The organism is Pseudomonas sp. E1BtOHC1, from assembly GCF_058744285.1.
Genome location: NZ_CP196023.1, coordinates 2,031,116 through 2,049,793, shown reverse-complemented (window position 1 = coordinate 2,049,793; position 18,678 = coordinate 2,031,116). Strand labels below are relative to the sequence as shown.

Sequence of the window (18,678 nt, the reverse complement as noted above, 5' to 3'; positions counted from 1 at the left end):
ACAATTATCCCGGCATCGACCTGGAAATAATGAAGGAAGGCCACCGCCCAGCGCTGCCTTAATGGCAACCAATGGTCTAGGCTAGGCGGATTTTCCTGCCCAGCGGATGCCCCATGAATAGCCTCAGCAAGCCCCTCGCCGGATTGAAAGTGATCGAACTCGGCACCCTGATCGCCGGCCCCTTCGCCTCGCGCATCTGCGCCGAGTTCGGTGCCGAGGTGATCAAGGTCGAGTCTCCGGACGGCGGTGATCCGCTGCGCAAGTGGCGCAAGCTCTATGAAGGCACCTCGCTGTGGTGGTTCGTCCAGGCCCGCAACAAAAAATCCCTGACCCTGAACCTCAAGCACCCGGACGGCCTGGCGGTGCTCAAGCAGCTGCTGGCCGAGGCCGACATCCTGATCGAAAACTTCCGCCCCGGGGTCCTGGAAAAGCTCGGCCTGGGCTGGGACGTGTTGCACGCCCTCAACCCGAAACTGGTGATGGTGCGCCTATCCGGATTCGGCCAGACCGGACCGATGAAGGACCAGCCCGGTTTCGGTGCGGTAGGCGAATCCATGGGCGGCCTGCGCTACATCACCGGCTTCGAGGATCGTCCGCCGGTACGCACCGGGATTTCCATTGGCGACTCCATCGCTGCCCTCTGGGGCGTGATCGGCGCGCTGATGGCCCTGCGTCATCGCGAGGTCAACGGCGGCCAGGGACAAGTGGTGGACGTGGCGCTGTACGAGGCGATCTTCGCCATGATGGAAAGCATGGTCCCGGAGTTCGATGTGTTCGGTTTTATCCGCGAGCGCAGCGGCAATATCATGCCCGGCATCACCCCCTCCTCGATCCATACCAGCCTGGACGGCAAGCATGTGCAGATTGGCGCCAACGGCGATGCGATCTTCAAGCGCTTCATGCTGCTCATTGGCCGCGACGATCTGGCCAACGATCCGGCCCTGGCCAGCAACGATGGACGGGATACCCGCCGCGATGAACTCTATGGCGTGATCGACCGCTGGGTGGCATCCCTGCCCCTGGACCAGGTACTGCAGCGGCTGAATCAGGCTGACGTCCCGGCGAGCCGGATCTTCAGTGCCGAAGACATGTTCCACGACCCGCAGTTCCTCGCTCGGGAAATGCTCCTCCAGGCCAAGCTGCCCGACGGCAAGGCCTTCAAGATGCCGGGCATCGTGCCGAAACTCTCTGAGACGCCCGGCTCCGCGGACTGGGTCGGACCCGAGCTCGGTGAGCATTCGACAGAAGTCCTGGCGAGCCTGGGCTACAGCAGCGAACAGATTCAACACTTGCGCAACTCTGGGGCGATCTAAGCTGAAAAACCGGTTCTCCATCAGCGCCCTGTCCGGCGCAAAACACCCCTTGCTACGCGGTCGCTTTCGGCGCTGCGTGATGTTTCTGCTCGCCCTGCTGTGGCTGCCGAACGCCTCCAGCGAACCCAAGGAGACACTGCTCTGGCTGCTGCGAGACCTGCCGCCCCTGAGCATTTTCGAGGGTGAACAGAAAGGACACGGGGTCATCGACCTGCTGATGCCGCAACTGATCGCCAGCCTGCCGGAGTACCAACAACAGATAGTCCGGGTCAATCGCGCCCGGGGCATGCAGATGCTGCGCGAGCCGACCTTCGTCTGCGACCCGTCGCTGATCATGAACAAGGAACGCGAACAGTGGGTGATCTTCTCCATCACCAGCTTCCGGGTCCTGAGCAATGGCTTGGTGATCCGCCGCGCCGACCATGAACACCTGGCCCACTTCCTCCAGCAGGGCAAGGTCGATCTGCGCGCCCTGCTCGCCAGCGGCCAGGAAAAAGTCGGAGTGGTCGCCGAGCGCAGCTATGGCCAGCAAGTCGACAACCTGCTGCAAGAAGCACCCGCGGAATCGGTCAATGCCCACCACGGCAACGACGCCCTGGGCAGCCTGTTGCAGATGCAACGCCTGGGTCGCCTGCGCTTGTTGCTGGGCTACTGGCCAGAGATTCGCTACCAGGCGATGCAGCAAGGCATAGACCCGCAGGAGCTTGAGTTCTATCCGATCCAGGGCACCCAGAAGTATCAGGAGATCCATATCGGCTGCAGCAAGACCGCCCAAGGGCGACAAGCCATCGCCCGGATCAACCAGGCCCTGCTCAAGCTGCGTGAGGATCGACTGGTTGAGCTGTACGCCACCTGGCTGGAGCCCGAGATGCGTGACCAGTACCGTGCCGACGCCCAGGCCTATTTCCACGATCTGCACGACCACTGACAAATCCCGGGCAAAAAGAAACCCCGAGAAGTGGGGAGACGACTCGGGGTTAAACGTGGTCTTTTACGACCCGTACCAGCAGGTTACAAGCACCGGAGCACAATGCCTGATCCTGCTGATACTGAGTCTGACTGACCGGGTGAAGGGAAGGTTCCGTAAAAATTTGCATCAACTGCGCTGATCGAACACCTTGCCTTCAGCGACATGGCGCAACGCGGCGATCACACAAGGCTCCAGCCGGCCTTCGGCGATCAGCACATCACGGTGCAAGCCATCGACTACATCGGTGAGCAAACGCTTGTCGGTGAGCTGGGCCTGATTGACCTCACGCTCCACGACGATTGCGCCTGCAGCGTTCTTCAGGCTCACCAGACATTCGCCATAAGCGCCGCAAGGCGTCAGTGTGACCTGGTAGGGACTCAGCGACTCACTCAACAAAAGACTGATACTTTCCATCTAGATCACCACTCAATAGCTCGAATTAGAGGTTCGAAAACAAAAATGCCGGTAGCTTTCTGACATTCAAGTGACCATCGCTCAGAGAAGAAAGTTCGCCACGCCTACTGCTGCCGACCTGAGTCATTCGAGCATGCACGGGTAACATGACAGATATAAAACGGCCGACCAGGCGCAAACCACGCCGCCGTTGCATTGGAGCCCAAGCTTTGAAAGCAATGTCGAACAACAAATTGCGCATCATCCTTGCCGACGACCACCCGATCTTCCTGATCGGCTTGCGCGCCGTGCTGGAGCAGGACGACAGCCTGGCCATTGTCGGCGAGGCCAGTTCGCCTTCCGCCCTGAGCCAGCTGATGCAGGAGACCGAATGCGATGTGCTGGTCACGGACTTCATGATGCCCGAGGAGCAGCAGAACGACGGCCTGCGCCTGATCGAACAACTGCGCCGGCATCATCCCGATCTGCCCATCGTGGTGGTGACCATGCTCAACCACGCCGGGCTGTTTCGTTCGATCCTCGACCTGGGGGTGACGGGGTTGCTGAGCAAGGCCAGCCTGGCCGATGAACTGCCGTCAGCCATTGCCCATGCGCGACAGCACAAACGCTATGTGGCCCAGGCCATCAAGCGGGCATTGAGCCTTGCCGGCGAAGTGGGGCCGGATCGACTGGTCTCCAAGGATCAGTTGTCGCCCCGGGAGCTGGAAGTGATCCGCCTGTTGGCCGCCGGCCATGCGGTGGGAACCATCGCCGCTCAGCTCAACCGCAGCAAACAGACTGTCAGCGCGCAGAAAGTCAGCGCCATGCGCAAACTGGGCCTGGCCAGCGAAGCCGCGCTGTATATCTACGTCCAGGAACACGGACTGTCCTAGGCACACAAACCGGTGGTCTGCTCATCAAGGCCGTTGCAGCCCAGCCCCGGGGTCTCGGCCAGCCATTGGCGCATCTCGGCGGCGCCCATCGGCGGGGCGATAAAACACCCCTGCAGATGAGCCGCCCCCAAGCCCCTGGCCGCCACACAGTCGGACTCGGTCTCGATACCGGTCACCACCACCCCCAGGGACATGCGTCGCGCCATGCTCATCGCACCGCCGACCAGCGCCCGCTTGCGCTCATCGGCGGCCATGCCTGCGACAAACACCGGAGGGATCTTCAGCTCGGTGAAAGGCAGCTCCAGCAAGCGCTGCAGGCTGGTTCCACCGGTACCGAAATCGCCGATGGACAACTTGCAGCCGATCATCCGCAGGCGCAGCAGCGCCTCGACATGGGCGGTATCGGTCTGCAGTTGCGTGGTATCGATGACTTCCAGGGTCAGCATCCGCGCCGGCACTTCGAAGCGCCTCAGCAATGCCTCCAACTGACGAGGGAACAACGGCCGCTCGAGGATGCCGATGGGAATGTTCACGGCAATCGGCAGCCAGTAGCCCAGCACCAGTTTCACTCCGGCCACCAGCTCGAGTGACTGCTCCAGCATGTGCCAGGTGAAAACCTCTTGCAGGCCGGCGAACTCGATCAGCGGAAGAAATTCGCCAGGCATCAGCAAGCCCCGCTCGGGGTGCTGCCAGCGAGCCAGCGCCTCGACGCCTTGAAGACCGCCGTGTTGGTGAATGACCGGCTGAAAATGTGCAACACCACAACCCAGCACCGCTGCCAGCCCCTCTTCCTGAGTCACAGCCTCGAAGACAAAAGGCTCAAGGCCCAGCAAGTCCCGGAGCAATGTCTGGTTCAATTCGAGGCCGTCTGACCTGGAGTGCTGCTGATAGGCACAGAGCAAGTCGCCGATCACCGCCGCCGAAGCCGGCTTGGGCAGGCACGCGAGCACTTTCAACCCCAGCTCACGGGCCATGCCGGCCGTGCCTTCGAGCACATCCGGCTCTGCGTCGCTGAGAATGATCAAGGCCTTGGCCTGCTGCTGCAGGGCCAGTTCGCGGATCAGCTCCAGGCCATCGGTCTGCTCCAGGTACAGATCGCAGATGGCGATATCCACCGGTCCCTTGCTGTCCAGCGAACGCCGTGCGGACTCCTGGTTCTCGGCGGTCAGCACGTTGAAAACGCCATTGGCGTTGAGCATCTGGTGCAAGGCCATCAACTGGAACGAGTTGTCTTCGAGAATCAGCACTTTAAGCGAATGCATGGGGGCAACCTCCGATACGGCGCAGGTGGGAACAGTCCACTACGGGCCGACACGGTAATCAGACAAGTCCCAATCACACATAGGACAAGTCTTATTCGTCCAGAGCCGTCTGAATATCGCTGCGCAAAATACCAATGACCTCAAGCAACAGCGGCCATTGGCTGCCCAGCGCCTGCTCTCGCCGCTCCTTGACCAGTACCTCCAGCTCGATACAGGCCTTGGCCAGGGGCAAGGCGTCGATCAGGCAACACACACCCTTGAGCCGGTGCAGGGTGCCTCCCAGGCGCCCCCAATCCCGCACCGCCAAGGCCTCTTCCAGCGCCTGCTGCTCTTCGCCAAGGTTGCGCAACAACTCCTGCAACATGCGCTGCAACACGTGTTCGTCGGCCTGGGTCATGCCGCGCAAGGTCTGGATGTTGAAGGACGGCGACGGCAGGAATCGGGCCAGAGATTGGGCCAACTGATCCAGGGTCACCGGCTTGACCAGCAACTGGTCCATCCCCGCACGCTCGCAACGCTCTCGCTCGTCTTCGAACGCGTTGGCCGTGCAACCGATCACCGGACAGGGCGAGCGCCCTTCCTGCGCCTCGATCTGGCGGATGGCCTCGGTCAGGGCGTAGCCACTCATGCCCGGCATGTTGCAGTCGGTCATCAGCACATCAAAGGTCCCGGAGCGCCACCGCTGCAGCGCCTCACGGGCATCGCCACAGGCCACGACCCGATGCCCGAGAAACATCAGTTGCTGGCTCAGGACCATGCGATTGGCGCTCAAGTCATCCACCACCAGCACTTCGATGCTGCGGCTCGGCGGACGCTCGGCAGGCGGCGAAACTTGCGGATCGAGATCCTCGCTGACCCGCTCCAGATACAGCTCGATGACAACAACGGTCCCGGCCCCAGGCTCACTCAGCAGGTGAATGCGCCCGCCCATCAACTCGATCAACTGCCGGCAGATGCTCAGCCCCAGCCCGGTGCCGCCATAGGTCGAAGAGGTCATGGCATCCGCCTGGACAAAGGGCGTGAATATCTTCGCCTGCTGCTCGGCGCTGATCCCCGGGCCGGTATCCGCGACGCTGATACGCAGACACGGGACACCGGACTCATCGGGCTGGCGCTCCACCGTCACCCGTACCTCACCTTCAGCGGTGAACTTCAAGGCGTTGCTCAACAGGTTGTGCAGGACCTGGCGCAGGCGCAACGGATCAAAGAGGTAACGCCCCCGGGCTTCCTCGTTGAAGACCAGTTGCAGGTGCACTCCCTGGTTGCGCGCGGCCACCTCGAAGAGCTGCCGGACACTGTCGAAAAAGGGCTTGAGGGCGGTGACCTGCGGCACCAACTGCATATGGCCGGCCTCGATCTTGGCCAGATCAAGGCTGTCACCCATCAGGCTGATCAACTCCTGGGCAGACTGATAGGCCACCCGCAGGGCCTCGGAGAATGGCGCGCCACGCATCCTGGCCTGCTCTTTCTCCAGCTCCAGCAAGCCAATAATGGCGGTCATCGGCGTGCGGATCTCATGACTCATGGTGGAGAGAAAAGCGCTTTTCGCGGCATTGGCCTGGTCGGCGGACTGACGCGCCTCCACCAACTGGTTCTCCAGGCGCTTGCGCTCGGTGATATCGATCCAGCCACCCAGCAAGCCCTGCAGACGGCCTTCGGCGCTGTAGAACGGGACCGTCCATTGATAGGCGTGGATCGATCCGTTGCGCGTCTCCACCTGACGGTCGGCAAACACCGACTCCTCGGACGCCAGCAACTGCATGATCTCGCCATGCAGCTGGCGAGCGGTGGCCGCGGGCAACAGATCCAGCTCCGTCAGTTGGCGCCCCTGAATCAGCTCCAGGCTCGTCCCCAACTGCTGTTCATAACTCTTGTTGCAGGTGATCAGGCGCCCCTGCAGATCACGGACAAAGATCGGGTTGGGAATGCCGTCAAGCAGGGCCCGCATGAACACCAACTGATCGTTGAGCCGCTGCTCGGCTTGCAATCGCTGCTGAATCTGCAGCTTGAGCCGACTGCTCCAGGCCAGGGAAATCAGACCGAACAGCAATGCGGTGGAAATGGCCCAGTACACCCAGGTCGGCACCCGCTGCCAGACCGGCATCGGCACCGGCGTGGCCCCCAGCCATTTGAGACGGATAGCACTGAGCTCCGCCACCGGCAGCGCCTCCAGCGACTTGTTGAGGATACTCAGCAGCTCGGGCTGATCCTTGCGCACAGAAAACTCGTCGGCGGACCAGGTACCTTCAACGCTGCGCCCCACCCGCAACCCATCGTCAGCGGGCCCCAACCCCAGCGCCTGGACCTGGACCTCGTTCTGAATGGTGGCCATGGCTTCACCACTGCTGACCAGAGCCCGAGCCTCCTCATAGCTGGCAACGCTGCGCAGCCGAATATCGGGATAGTAGCGCCGGATGTAGCTCTCAAGGGTGTGCCGCGCCGGCAACGCCAGTACCTCACCGGCCATCTGCTCCAGGCTGCTGAGGCGGCGATCCTCGGGGCGCACGACAAAGACCCAGGCAGCACCACCAAAGGCATGGGAGAAATTCAGGAACAACCGCCGGTCCTCACTGGCCGTGAGGGTAGAGTTCATCTGCGCCTGTCCACTCTCCAGCCACTCCAGGGTCTGCGCTGTGGACAGGCTCTCCTTGTGCACAAAATGCAGGCCGGTCATGCGCGAAATGCGGTTGAGCAGATCGATGTTCAGGCCGGCCCAGCGCCCCTCCTTGTCCTTGAACACATGGGGCGGGTACTGCTGGGACGCCACCATCACATGGGGATGCTGGAGAATCCAGGCCTGCTCCTCGGCGCTGAGCTCGATACGCTCGCCGGAGATGTTCGCCCCCAGGCCGGTGGTCCAGCGGGCCTGTATTTCCCGCTGCAAGGATTCGTCGATGCTCTGTAGCGCCTGCTCCAGCATGCCTGCCAACAGGGCGTTGTCGTCACGGGTGGCAAAGGCGAAGCCGGTCGGCGGCAAGCGGCTTTCATCCTGAATATGCACCGCCAGATAAGGGCGCAAGGCCTTGTAGGCTCGGACGATGATCTCATTGCCGATGAAGGCGTCGGCGTCCCCCTGGTTCAATGCTTCCAGGCCACTGTAGAGGTTAGGCGAGAGCATGATCTGACTGTTCGGATACGCCGCATGCACCTGTTCGGCGTTGGCATAGCCGTCCAATAGCACCAGTTTCTTGCCGGCCAGATCATCACTGGGGCTCGACCCGTCGCGGCGCACCACCACCACGGCCCTGTCGGGCATGTAGTCGCTGGTGAAGCGCAGCCCCGAGAGGCCGCGCTCATAGCCATTGGCACTGGTCAGCACATCGATGGTGCCGTTGCGCAGCGCTTCAACCGCCTGCTCACGCTCGGAAAACCCCAGGACTTCCATTGTCACGTCCAATCGCTCGCCCACCAGGCTGAGGTAATCGGCGCTGATGCCCTGATAGCGATTGCGGTCCCGGGTGATGTCGATGGGCTGGTAGTCGTCGATGGCAATCCCCACCCTCAGGCGTGAATGCGTCGCCAGCCATTGGCGCTCGTTGGGCGCCAGGGTCAGGGGTTCCAGCTCGACGAACGCCGGCACCAGTTTGAAAGGCAGGTTCTTCGCCGTGCCGGCCAGCGCGACACCCCAGAGTACGGCCCAGCTCAGCAGGCCCGCCACGAGCAGGCCCAGGACACGCCGTACCCTGTAAGTTAGACGAAGCATCATCCGGGCCTCCCTGCCCCTGACGGGCCAAGCTTGTAGATGAAAAAACAAAGCCCGTCAGGAGACGGGCTTCGTGGACGACAAGACCAAGGGATCAGAGTGGCTTGCCACGATTGCCGTGCTGGCTGACAAAAGCCTGCACCGCTTTCAGGTCATTGGCCAGGACCGTGCAGCGTTCTTCGCGCTGGAACAGGTCGGACAGGTGCGCCGGCAGCTCCAGAGCCTTGCCGACACCGGCCTTCTCCACCGCTTCCGGGAACTTGACCGGGTGCGCGGTGCCCAGGATCACCATCGGCGTATCCAGGCTGCGTCGGCACTCACGGGCGGCCTTGACGCCAATCGCGGTATGCGGGTCGAGCACCTCGCCGGTCTGCTCGAAGACTTCGGCGATGGTCTCGCAGGTCTGCTCGTCGTTCACCGCCAGGGAGTCGAACAGCTTGCGCGCCTCGGTCCAGCGATCTTCTTCGACGCTGAAACCGCCGCCCTGCTTGAAGCTGTCCATCAGACCGGCCAGTGCCGCGCCATTGCGACCGTGGAGGTCGAACAGCAGGCGCTCGAAGTTCGACGAAACCATGATGTCCATGGACGGCGACAAGGTCGCGTGCAGGGTTTCCTTGACGTACTGATTACCGCTCATGAAGCGGTGCAGGATGTCGTTGCGGTTGGTGGCGACGATCAGCTGGCTGATGGGCAGGCCCATGTTGCGTGCCAGGTAACCGGCGAAGATGTCGCCGAAGTTGCCGGTGGGCACCGAGAACGCGATGGAGCGCGCCGGACCACCCAGCTGCAGGGCCGCGTGGAAGTAGTAGACGATCTGGGCCATGATCCGCGCCCAGTTGATCGAGTTCACTGCCACCAGGCGGGTGCCCTTGAGGAAGCCCTGGTCGGCGAAGCTGGCCTTGACCATTTCCTGGCAGTCGTCGAAGTTACCGTCGATGGCGATGTTGTGGATGTTCTCGCCGAGGATGGTGGTCATCTGCCGGCGCTGCACTTCCGAGACGCGGTTGTGCGGATGCAGGATGAAGATGTCGACGTTGTCGCAACGCTTGCAACCTTCGATGGCCGCCGAACCGGTGTCACCGGAAGTGGCACCAATGATCACCACGCGCTCGCCGCGCTTCTCCAGCACGTAGTCCAGCAGGCGACCCAGCAGTTGCAGGGCGAAGTCCTTGAACGCCAGGGTCGGGCCGTGGAACAGCTCCAGCACCCACTCATTGCCGTTGAGCTGACGCAGCGGGGCAATGGCGCCGTGGGAAAAGGCGCCCTGCTCTGACGACGCATAGGTTTCTTCCAGGATTTTCTTGAATACGGCATCCGGAATGCTGCCGGTGACGAACGGGCGCATGACCCGGAACGCCAGCTCGTGATACGGCAGGCCGGCCCAGGAAGCGATTTCTTCCTGGGTAAAGCGCGGCAGGTTCTCTGGCACATAGAGACCGCCATCACTGGCCAGACCTGCCAGCAGCACATCTTCGAAATTCAGGGCCGGTGCCTGGCCACGAGTACTGATATAGCGCATGGGGACAAACCTTCGGTTTGAGCCGCAAGCCGCAAGCTTCAAGCCTCAAGTCAAAGCCGATCAGCTTCTGACTTGGCGCTTGCCGCTCGCCACTTGCGGCTGCTTCATTAATTCAAATGTTCGACGCGGATACGAACCACTGGGCCGACGACGCCCTGCAGGGCCTCCAGCGCGGTAATCGCATCGTTGATGTGCTGCTCCAGAACACGGTGGGTCAGCAGGATCATCGGCACCAGGCCATCCTGCTCTTCCACTTCCTTCTGCATGATCGATTCGATGTTGATGCCGCGCTCGGAAAGAATGCTCGCCACCTGAGCCAGTACGCCCGGGTGATCCTTGGCCTGGATGCGCAGGTAGTAGGCGCTCTCGCAGGACTCGATCGGCAGGATCGGGTGATCGGACAGGGAATCAGGCTGGAAGGCCAGGTGCGGCACGCGGTTTTCCGGGTCGCTGGTCATGGCGCGAACCACGTCCACCAGATCGGCCACCACCGACGAAGCGGTCGGCTCCATGCCCGCGCCGGCGCCGTAGAACAGGGTCGAACCGGCAGCATCGCCATTGACCATCACCGCGTTCATCACGCCGTTGACGTTGGCGATCAGGCGGTCGGCCGGGATCAGGGTCGGGTGTACCCGCAGCTCGATGCCGGCCTCGGTGCGGCGCGCCACACCCAGGTGCTTGATGCGGTAGCCCAGGGCTTCGGCGTAGTTCACGTCGGCCGTGGTCAGCTTGGTGATGCCTTCGGTGTAGGCCTTGTCGAACTGCAGCGGGATACCAAAGGCGATGGACGCCAGGATAGTCAGCTTGTGGGCAGCGTCGATGCCTTCAACGTCGAAGGTCGGATCGGCTTCGGCGTAACCCAGGGCCTGGGCTTCAGCCAGCACGTCTTCGAAGGTGCGGCCCTTCTCGCGCATTTCCGAGAGGATGAAGTTACCGGTGCCGTTGATGATCCCCGCCAGCCAGTTGATGCGGTTGGCCGACAGCCCTTCACGGATCGCCTTGATCACCGGAATGCCACCGGCCACAGCGGCTTCGAAGGCCACGATCACGCCCTTCTCCTGGGCCTTGGCGAAAATCTCGTTACCGTGGACGGCGATCAGCGCCTTGTTTGCGGTGACCACGTGCTTGCCGTTCTCGATGGCCTTGAGCACCAGCTCACGGGCCACGGTGTAGCCGCCCACCAGCTCGATGACGATATCGATTTCAGGGTTGGTGGCGACGGCGAAGACATCGTGGGTAATCGCAATACCGGTCGTCTGGAACTGCGGCTTTGGCGTACGGGTAGCAATCTGCGCTACTTCGATTCCACGCCCGGCACGGCGGGCAATCTCCTCGGCGTTGCGCTGAAGTACGTTTAGGGTACCGCCACCGACAGTACCCAGCCCACAGATGCCTACTTTGACCGGATTCACTCTGAACTCCCCATAAAACGGCCGACTCTAGGCCGGCCGTGGAAAACAGCCGCAAACAGCGCGGCTCTCTATTAATGGCCCGTCGGCATTCACCGGCGGGCCATGATCGTCAAAGGCTAGCGTGACGATGCAGGATTATTTCGCACCCAGGGCCAGTTTGGCGATCTGTGGTGCCGGCTGGTAGCCGGGAATGACTTGGCCATCAGCCAGGACGATGGCCGGCGTGCCATTGACGCCGATCGACTGGCCCAGGGCGAATTGCTTGGAAACCGGGTTCTCGCACTTGGCGGCCTTGATTTCCTTGCCGTCGACCATTTTGTCCAGGGCGGCTTTCTTGTCCGCCGAGCACCAGACCGCTTGCAGTTGTTCATCACCCGGCGAACCCAGGCCCTGACGCGGGAAGGCGACGTAGCGCACTTCGACACCCAGCTTGTTCAGCGCCGGTATTTCAGCGTGCAGCTTGTGGCAATACGGGCAGGTGGTGTCGGTGAACACGGTGATGTGGGTCTTGGTCTCGCCGATAGCCGGATAGACCACAGTTTCAGCGACCGGAATACCGTTGATCAACTTGGAAATACCCAGGCGTTCGGTTTTTTCCGTCAGGTTCACCGGCTTGCCGTCCTTGAGCTGGAACAGATAGCCCTGGACCACGAACTGGCCGTCGGCACTGGCATAGAGTACGCGACTGCCCTTGAGCTTGACCTCGTACAGACCGGCCAGGGGACTGGCGGTAATGCTCTCCACCGGCACTTCGAGCTGCAGGGTCTCGAGGCTTTTGCGAATGGCTTTCTCGGCACTGTCATCGGCCATGGCGAAGGTGCTGAGCAACGCCAGGGAGGCGGCGGCAAAAATCTGGGTCAAACGCATGGGAACTCCTGAAGGCGGGCAAATGGGCAACTTGGAGCGGTCGCAATGGCAACGGCCCGCAAACACCCGTTTTGCAAACCGGCAAAGCCTACCACATCTGTTTGCCGGCACCGACTACGGGCGACGCAAAGCGCCGCCCGGGAGCCAAATCAACCCCGCGGATGATGCTTGGCGTGCAGATCCTGGAGACGGGCACGGGCCACATGGGTATAGATCTGGGTGGTGGACAGATCACTGTGGCCCAGCAACATCTGCACCACTCGCAGATCGGCACCGTGATTGAGCAAGTGCGTGGCGAAGGCGTGGCGCAGGGTGTGAGGCGACAGCGCCTTGCCGATCCCGGCCACCTTGGCCTGGTGCTTGATCCGGTGCCAGAAGGTCTGCCGGGTCATCTGCTCGCCACGCGAGCTGGGAAACAGCACATCGCTGGGCCGCCCGCCCAGCAGCTCGGCCCGGGCATCACGCATGTATCGCTCGACCCAGACAATCGCTTCCTCGCCCATGGGCACCAGGCGCTCCTTGCTGCCCTTGCCCATGACCCGCAACACACCCTGGCGCAGGTTGACCTGCTCCAGGGTCAGGCTGATCAGCTCGGTCACCCGCAGGCCGCAGGCGTAGAGCACCTCCAACATGGCGCGGTCGCGCTGGCCGATGGCCTCGCTCAAGTCCGGCGCCGCCAGCAACGCCTCGACATCGGCCTCCGACAGGGACTTGGGCAGCGGACGCCCCAGTTGCGGCATGTCGATCTGCAAAGTCGGGTCGATCTCGATCAGCTTTTCTCGCAGCAAATAGCGATAGAAGCCACGCACCCCCGAGAGGAATCTGGCCGTGGACCGGGGCTTGTAGGCCTGCTCCACGCGCCAGGCCAGATGATCGAGGATCAGTTCGCGTCCGGCCCGCGGCAACTCCAGCCCCTGCTCCTGCAACCAGCCGTTGAACAGCGCCAGGTCACTGCGATAGGCATGGCGGGTGTTGTCGGACAGGCCTTTCTCCAGCCACAGGGCATCGAGAAAACGGTCGATCAGGGGGTGGTCGATGGCGGGCATAAAGACTCGAAAGGCACGGCCCAGGGGCCACGCGTAAAAAAATAGTGAACTGCGCAGAGGGTCGCTAGTCTTTCATAGCCAGCCATTTCAAGGAACAGGGTGCATTGATGAGTGAACAACAGATTCTGCTGGCCTTCGGCGGCATCGGCGCGGCGGCACTGGGTTGCCAATGGCTGGCCTGGAGACTGAAACTGCCGGCCATTCTGTTCCTGCTGCTGAGCGGCATTCTCGCAGGCCCCGTGCTGGGCTGGCTCGACCCCCAGGAGATGTTCGGCCCGCTGTTGATGCCTCTGGTATCCCTGGCGGTGGCGCTGATCCTGTTCGAAGGCAGCCTGACCCTGCACCTCTCGGAATGGCGTGAAATCGGCAGCGTGGTGCACCGGCTAGTGACCATCGGCGCGCTGTCCACCTGGGCGGTGATCACCCTCGCCACTCACTGGCTGCTGGGCTTCGACTGGATGCTGGCGCTGCTGTTCGGCACCCTGACGCTGGTCACCGGACCAACGGTGATCGTGCCCATGTTGCGAGTGGTGCGGCCCAAGGCCTCGATCGCCAATATCCTGCGCTGGGAGGGCATCGTCATCGACCCTATCGGCGCCCTGCTGGCAGTGGTGGTCTACAGCTTCATCATCGCCAGTGCCGCCGGTGAGGGCCTGAGCCACAGCCTGCTGACCTTTGGCGGAGTGATTCTGTGCGGCAGCCTGTTCGGCATCGCCGGCGGCTGGGTCCTGGGCACCATCATGCGTCGCCAGTGGCTACCGGAGTACCTGCACAACCTGGCGACCCTGGCCGCAGTCCTGGGAATCTTCATCGCCTCCAACCAGGTGATGCACGAATCCGGGCTGCTGGCGGTGACCCTGATGGGCATGTGGATGGCCAATATGAAGGGCGTGGACGTGCGACACATCCTGCACTTCAAGGAAAACCTCAGCGTGCTGCTGATCTCCGGGCTATTCATCCTGCTGGCAGCGCGCCTGGATCTGAAGGCATTGATCGCCCTGGGGCCGCTGGTGCTGATACTGCTGCTGGTGATCCAGTTCATCGCTCGCCCGCTGAACGTGTTGCTGTCCACTGCCGGTTCCAGCCTCAACTGGCGTGAACGCGCCTTGCTGGCCTGGATTGCACCAAGGGGGATTGTCGCAGCAGCGGTGTCGGCCATCTTCGCCATCCGCCTGGATGAAGCCGGTCACGAGGGGGCGTTGCTGCTGGTGCCACTGACCTTTGCCGTGATCATCGGTACCGTGGTCCTGCAAAGCGCTACTGCCCGGCCCTTGGCGCGCCTGTTGAAAGTGGCCGAACCGGCCCCCAGCGGTTTCCTGATTGTCGGCGCCAACGGCCCGGCACGCACCATTGGCAAGGCCTTGCAGCAGTTGGGCAGCCGAGTGCTGCTGACCGACTCCAGTTGGGAGAATATCCGTGCAGCACGCATGGAAGGCCTGCCCACCTATTTCGGCAATCCGGCCTCGCAGCACGCCGACGCGCATCTGGATCTGGTGGGATTGGGGCATTTGCTGGCGCTCTCACCTTCAGGCGAACTCAACACCCTGGCGGCCATGCGCTTTCGTCACGACTTTGGCCATCAGCGCCTTTACGCCCTGGCCAACAGCCAGGAAAGCCGACGCACCGACAAGCACCGCGCCAGCCACGAACATCGCGGCCAGCTTCTGGGCAGCGAAGCCTTGACCTACACCAAACTGGCGAGCCTGCTGGGCCAGGGCGCCGAGCTATACAGCACGCACCTGACCGAAGCCTTTGGCTGGGGCGACTACCAGACTTTGCACGGCGAACGCGCGACCCTGCTGTTCGCCCGCGACAGCAACGGCTGGGTGCATGTAGTCACCCCAGAAAGCGACCTCAAGCCGACGGCTGGCTGGACCCTGCTGGCCCTGATCCTGCCCGAGTCCCTGTAACCGAGCCCCCCCCTGTAGGATCTGGCTTGCCAGCGAAGAGGCCCAAGCCCCATTCGTCGGCAAGCCGGCTACTACGCTGCGAATCCTGGAAGCACCGGCACCGGACGCTTGTCGTCATCGATGGCGACGAAACTGAACAGGCCATGAATGGCCTTCTCCCTTCCGTCGCAGCTCATGCTCTCGACAAACACCTCCACCTCGACCTTGAGGCTGGTGTTGCCCACCTTTACTACCCGACCTACCAGCTCAACGATCGAACCAGCAGCAATCGGATGATTGAAGTCGATCCGATCAGTGGACACCGTCACCAGCGGCAAGCGACAGAAACGCGTGGCAGCAATGAACGAAACTTCGTCCATCCATGCCAGGGCAGTGCCACCGAACAGGGTGTTGTGGTGATTGGTGGTGGACGGGAATACCGCCTTGGTCACGCGGGTCACCGAGAGCTCGGTGCGGCGCTGGATTTCTTGCTCACGAAGGGTCATCGGACTACTGCCTGAATGGATAGATCCGCGCAGGGGCACGCTGCGGGCATGGAACACCGATGAGCGCTGCAAGGCAGCGACCAAAGGCTTGATGGGAACAATCGGGGGCCGCCTGCCTGTGGATAACAACAGACCAGGAGCGCCGGGAGTGCGTGACTCACCCTAGGTGTCCCGTGCTGGCTGCACGGCGCGGGCGATCACACTTTATTGGGTCGGCGAGTATATCGCCGCCCGGCAGGGGCCGAAAGAACCCGGCTGGGGTCAGAGGCCACGATCGGCGATAAAAAATGCGATCATCCGCGCACTGAAAACGGAGACCCGCCGCCATGGATGCCCTGCCCACGCCTTCGCTCGTCGCACACCTGCAGCAACGCCTGAACGCCGACAGAGTGGATCATCCGAATTTCTTGGGCCCGCCGCTCGACATCAGCCCACTGACACCCGCTCAACTGGGCAGCCTGTGGCCGGCTATCCGCCGAGCCCTGCGCGACCCTGCCAACCCGGCTGCGCAGCAACTGGCGACCTCGATTGTGCAGCAGGCCACACAACTGGAACTGAGCCCAGCCCTCGATCAAACCACCCTGCTAGAGGCGCTGCGCACCTGCCTGAATTGGCAGGAGGCGGTGGAGCAACTCGCCTGTTTCAGCGGTACACCGAACGCCGCCCTGGCCGAGGAACTGCGCAGGATCCTCGATGAACCCTGCACACAGTGGGCGGCGAATTACCACCAGGCGTACGTGCTGGCGCAATGGGTGGATGAAGAGGCTCAGGCGGCGCTGCGGCGTTGCGTGGAACAGCACTACGCCGATGCCCCCTACGCCCGGCAGGAGTTCGAACGGCTTGGGCAACTGGAACCCCGCTCACAGCAGGTCCTGGCCGGCAGCGAGTACTGGACCGGCCATCATCACCTGAGTGCTGACCCGGCCAGGGTGCTGGTGGATGACGCGGCCTACGTCGAATTCTCACAGCAGATCCTCAGCACCGCAGCCCTGCGCCTGGACGCTATCCACAGCGGCGCCACACCCTATGTGGCCGATGGCGCCTTCACCACCCATGACACCCCGGTGATCGCCCGCGCCGCCCGGGTCGCCCTGCTGCGCGATGCCTCCTGGCTGCCACCGCTAATGGACATTTTGCTGCCCAAGGCCTGCGTCGCCCCGACCCAGGCCAAGACCGCCCCGTCACAGTCCCTGGCCATTGCGCTGGGGCACTGCATCGAGCAGGTGCCAACCCCGGAAAGCGTGCAGGCCCTGCGCAACGCCCTGAGCCTGGTGCGGCATGCCAGTATCCAGAAAAAACTCACACGCAACCTCAAACCTGCCGAACGCGGCCTGGCCCAACGCCCCGAAATCGCCCTGCGTCTGGCCCCCACCAGCACGCCGAGCAAGGCCCAGCACGGGCTTCTGGCCAGTTGCCTGGAGTCCGGACTGTGGCAAGCCTTTGAGCTGTCTTTCAGCGACTGGCGAAAGCAATTGGCGGACTCCGCCGTGGGCTCGCCCTTTGCCCGCTCATTGGTCTGGGTTGCCCATTGCGGGCATGCCCAACGCCGCAGCTTCCTGCTGAACGCGGATGCGCAAGCGGTAGACCCCTGGGGCCAGCCGCTAAGCCTGGATGCCGGGTGCAGGATTTCACTGTGGCACCCGCTGTCAGCCAACGCCGCAGAGCGCCACGCCTGGCAAAACCTGATCAGCGAACGCCGGATCAAACAGCCGCTGCGCCAGGTGTTTCGCGAGTACTACCTGCCGTCCCAGCAAGAGCGGGAAAGCCATACCTGCCAGGCATTCGCCGGCTACAGCCTGTCCATCCGCCCACTGATCGGCCTGGCCCGCCGCGAAGGCTGGAAGATCGACAGGGACAGCGGCCTGAGCCGCAACCTGGGTGATATCCGGGTGAGTTTTGCGGTGGACGCAGCACTCTATCCGGGGCTGCAGGGGCACTGCCTGTCCGGTAGCGCAAGCTTCGCTCGACGCGTCGATAAATACTGGCAGCCGATACTGCTGCTGGATGTGCCGCCGCAGGTGTTTTCAGAGGCCTGCCGGGCCATCGACCTACTGGTCAGCGTCAGCAGTTTCGCCATCGAAGAACTGGCACAGACTGCCACCGGCCAATCCTTGCCGCAAATGCCAGCGGCCAAGCGCGAGCAACGCCTGAATCTGTTGGCCGAGCACAATCTCACCCAGATGACGCTGATGCGCCAACACGTACTGAGCACGGCTTTCGCCACGCTTATCGAGGAGGGGGTGTTGTCGATGGAGGGGCGCCATGTCCGCGTCGGCGAGCATGCGGTGCATCTGGTCACCGGGCGCGTGACGCGCAATGGAGAACCCGTGGAGGTGGCCCTGGCGGCACAAAGTGGCAAATTGACCGCCCTGCCCTGGCTGCCTTATGACGAGGTACTGCTGGAACGGATCGCCAACACCGTCTGCGCCCTGCTGAACCGCTCCGGGCACTAAATGACAGGCAACAAAAAAGCAGCCCGTAGGCTGCTTTTTTCTGCATCGGAAGCTGGACTTAAACCAGTTTTTCCTTGATGCGAGCTGCTTTACCCGACAGGTCGCGCAGGTAGTACAGCTTGGCTTTACGCACGTCACCGCGACGCTTAACAGCCATGCTGTCGATCTGCGGGCTGTAGGTCTGGAAAGTACGCTCTACGCCAACACCGTTGGAGATTTTACGTACGGTGAACGCGCTGTTCACACCGCGGTTGCGCTTGGCGATAACTACGCCTTCGAACGCCTGCAGACGGGAACGATCGCCTTCCTTCACTTTCACCTGAACGACAATGGTGTCGCCCGGGGCAAAGGCTGGGATCTCTTTGGTCATCTGCTCTGCTTCGAGTGCAAGGATGATTTTGTTGGTCATGCTGTGCTCCTAAGGTAAATCGTCGGATCTACCATCGATACGT

General features: G+C 62.4%; 14 protein-coding genes. 5 read left to right on the top strand and 9 right to left on the bottom strand.

Translation table 11 applies throughout. The features are described 5' to 3' along the window. The first annotated feature begins 113 nt into the window (after positions 1–113). On the top strand, positions 114–1,313 hold the full coding sequence (locus tag ACSSVC_RS09375) for a CaiB/BaiF CoA transferase family protein (RefSeq protein ID WP_492612214.1): 1,200 nt from the start codon (positions 114–116) through the stop codon (positions 1,311–1,313). A gap of 79 nt (positions 1,314–1,392) precedes the next feature. Then, a complete protein-coding gene (locus ACSSVC_RS09370) occupies positions 1,393–2,241 on the top strand; it encodes a TIGR02285 family protein (protein ID WP_446439004.1) in 849 nt (282 codons plus the stop codon). Between the two features lie 168 nt (positions 2,242–2,409). On the opposite strand, the gene ACSSVC_RS09365 is transcribed toward ACSSVC_RS09370, so the two are convergent. Beyond that, positions 2,410–2,697, bottom strand: coding sequence for a DUF3509 domain-containing protein (locus ACSSVC_RS09365; RefSeq protein WP_346633484.1), 288 nt, complete (start codon positions 2,695–2,697; stop codon positions 2,410–2,412). A 218-nt stretch (positions 2,698–2,915) separates the two neighbouring features. Here ACSSVC_RS09365 and ACSSVC_RS09360 point away from each other — a divergent pair, with 218 nt between their 5' ends. Continuing rightward, a complete protein-coding gene (locus ACSSVC_RS09360; protein ID WP_346633485.1) occupies positions 2,916–3,569 on the top strand; it encodes a response regulator in 654 nt (217 codons plus the stop codon). Here ACSSVC_RS09360 and ACSSVC_RS09355 read toward each other — a convergent pair. The 6 genes from ACSSVC_RS09355 to xerD all read right to left on the bottom strand — a co-directional run bounded on the left by ACSSVC_RS09355 (position 3,566) and on the right by xerD (position 13,378). Beyond that, on the bottom strand, positions 3,566–4,831 hold the full coding sequence (locus ACSSVC_RS09355) for an EAL domain-containing response regulator (protein ID WP_492612213.1): 1,266 nt from the start codon (positions 4,829–4,831) through the stop codon (positions 3,566–3,568). The genes ACSSVC_RS09360 and ACSSVC_RS09355 overlap by 4 nt on opposite strands. 91 nt (positions 4,832–4,922) lie before the next feature. Beyond that, positions 4,923–8,537, bottom strand: a complete 3,615-nt coding sequence (locus ACSSVC_RS09350) for an ATP-binding protein (protein ID WP_492612212.1) — start codon at positions 8,535–8,537, stop codon at positions 4,923–4,925. A 91-nt stretch (positions 8,538–8,628) separates the two neighbouring features. Then, a complete protein-coding gene (thrC, locus tag ACSSVC_RS09345; RefSeq protein ID WP_446439007.1) occupies positions 8,629–10,053 on the bottom strand; it encodes a threonine synthase in 1,425 nt (474 codons plus the stop codon). 107 nt (positions 10,054–10,160) lie between these two features. Then, positions 10,161–11,465 (bottom strand): homoserine dehydrogenase, encoded by a 1,305-nt coding sequence (locus ACSSVC_RS09340; protein WP_346633488.1) that lies wholly within the window; start codon positions 11,463–11,465, stop codon positions 10,161–10,163. Positions 11,466–11,600: 135 nt separating this feature from the next. Beyond that, positions 11,601–12,332 carry a thioredoxin fold domain-containing protein gene (locus ACSSVC_RS09335; protein WP_123727604.1) on the bottom strand — a complete coding sequence of 244 codons (732 nt, stop codon included), beginning with the start codon at positions 12,330–12,332 and terminating at the stop codon, positions 11,601–11,603. Between the two features lie 149 nt (positions 12,333–12,481). Further along, positions 12,482–13,378 carry a site-specific tyrosine recombinase XerD gene (gene xerD / locus ACSSVC_RS09330; protein WP_346633489.1) on the bottom strand — a complete coding sequence of 299 codons (897 nt, stop codon included), beginning with the start codon at positions 13,376–13,378 and terminating at the stop codon, positions 12,482–12,484. Between the two features lie 107 nt (positions 13,379–13,485). Here xerD and ACSSVC_RS09325 point away from each other — a divergent pair, with 107 nt between their 5' ends. Next, the gene (locus ACSSVC_RS09325) at positions 13,486–15,288 is read left to right on the top strand and encodes a cation:proton antiporter (RefSeq protein ID WP_404938304.1); all 1,803 of its coding nucleotides are present in this window, start codon (positions 13,486–13,488) and stop codon (positions 15,286–15,288) included. A gap of 71 nt (positions 15,289–15,359) precedes the next feature. Here ACSSVC_RS09325 and ACSSVC_RS09320 read toward each other — a convergent pair whose 3' ends face one another. After that, complete coding sequence (locus tag ACSSVC_RS09320; protein WP_102861301.1) at positions 15,360–15,773, bottom strand: acyl-CoA thioesterase; 414 nt, start codon at positions 15,771–15,773, stop codon at positions 15,360–15,362. 326 nt (positions 15,774–16,099) lie between these two features. Here ACSSVC_RS09320 and ACSSVC_RS09315 point away from each other — a divergent pair, with 326 nt between their 5' ends. Next, positions 16,100–18,226 (top strand): DUF4132 domain-containing protein, encoded by a 2,127-nt coding sequence (locus ACSSVC_RS09315; protein WP_492612211.1) that lies wholly within the window; start codon positions 16,100–16,102, stop codon positions 18,224–18,226. 58 nt (positions 18,227–18,284) lie between these two features. Here ACSSVC_RS09315 and rplS read toward each other — a convergent pair whose 3' ends face one another. Next, positions 18,285–18,635, bottom strand: coding sequence for a 50S ribosomal protein L19 (gene rplS, locus ACSSVC_RS09310; RefSeq protein WP_007927677.1), 351 nt, complete (start codon positions 18,633–18,635; stop codon positions 18,285–18,287). Positions 18,636–18,678: the final 43 nt, after the last annotated feature.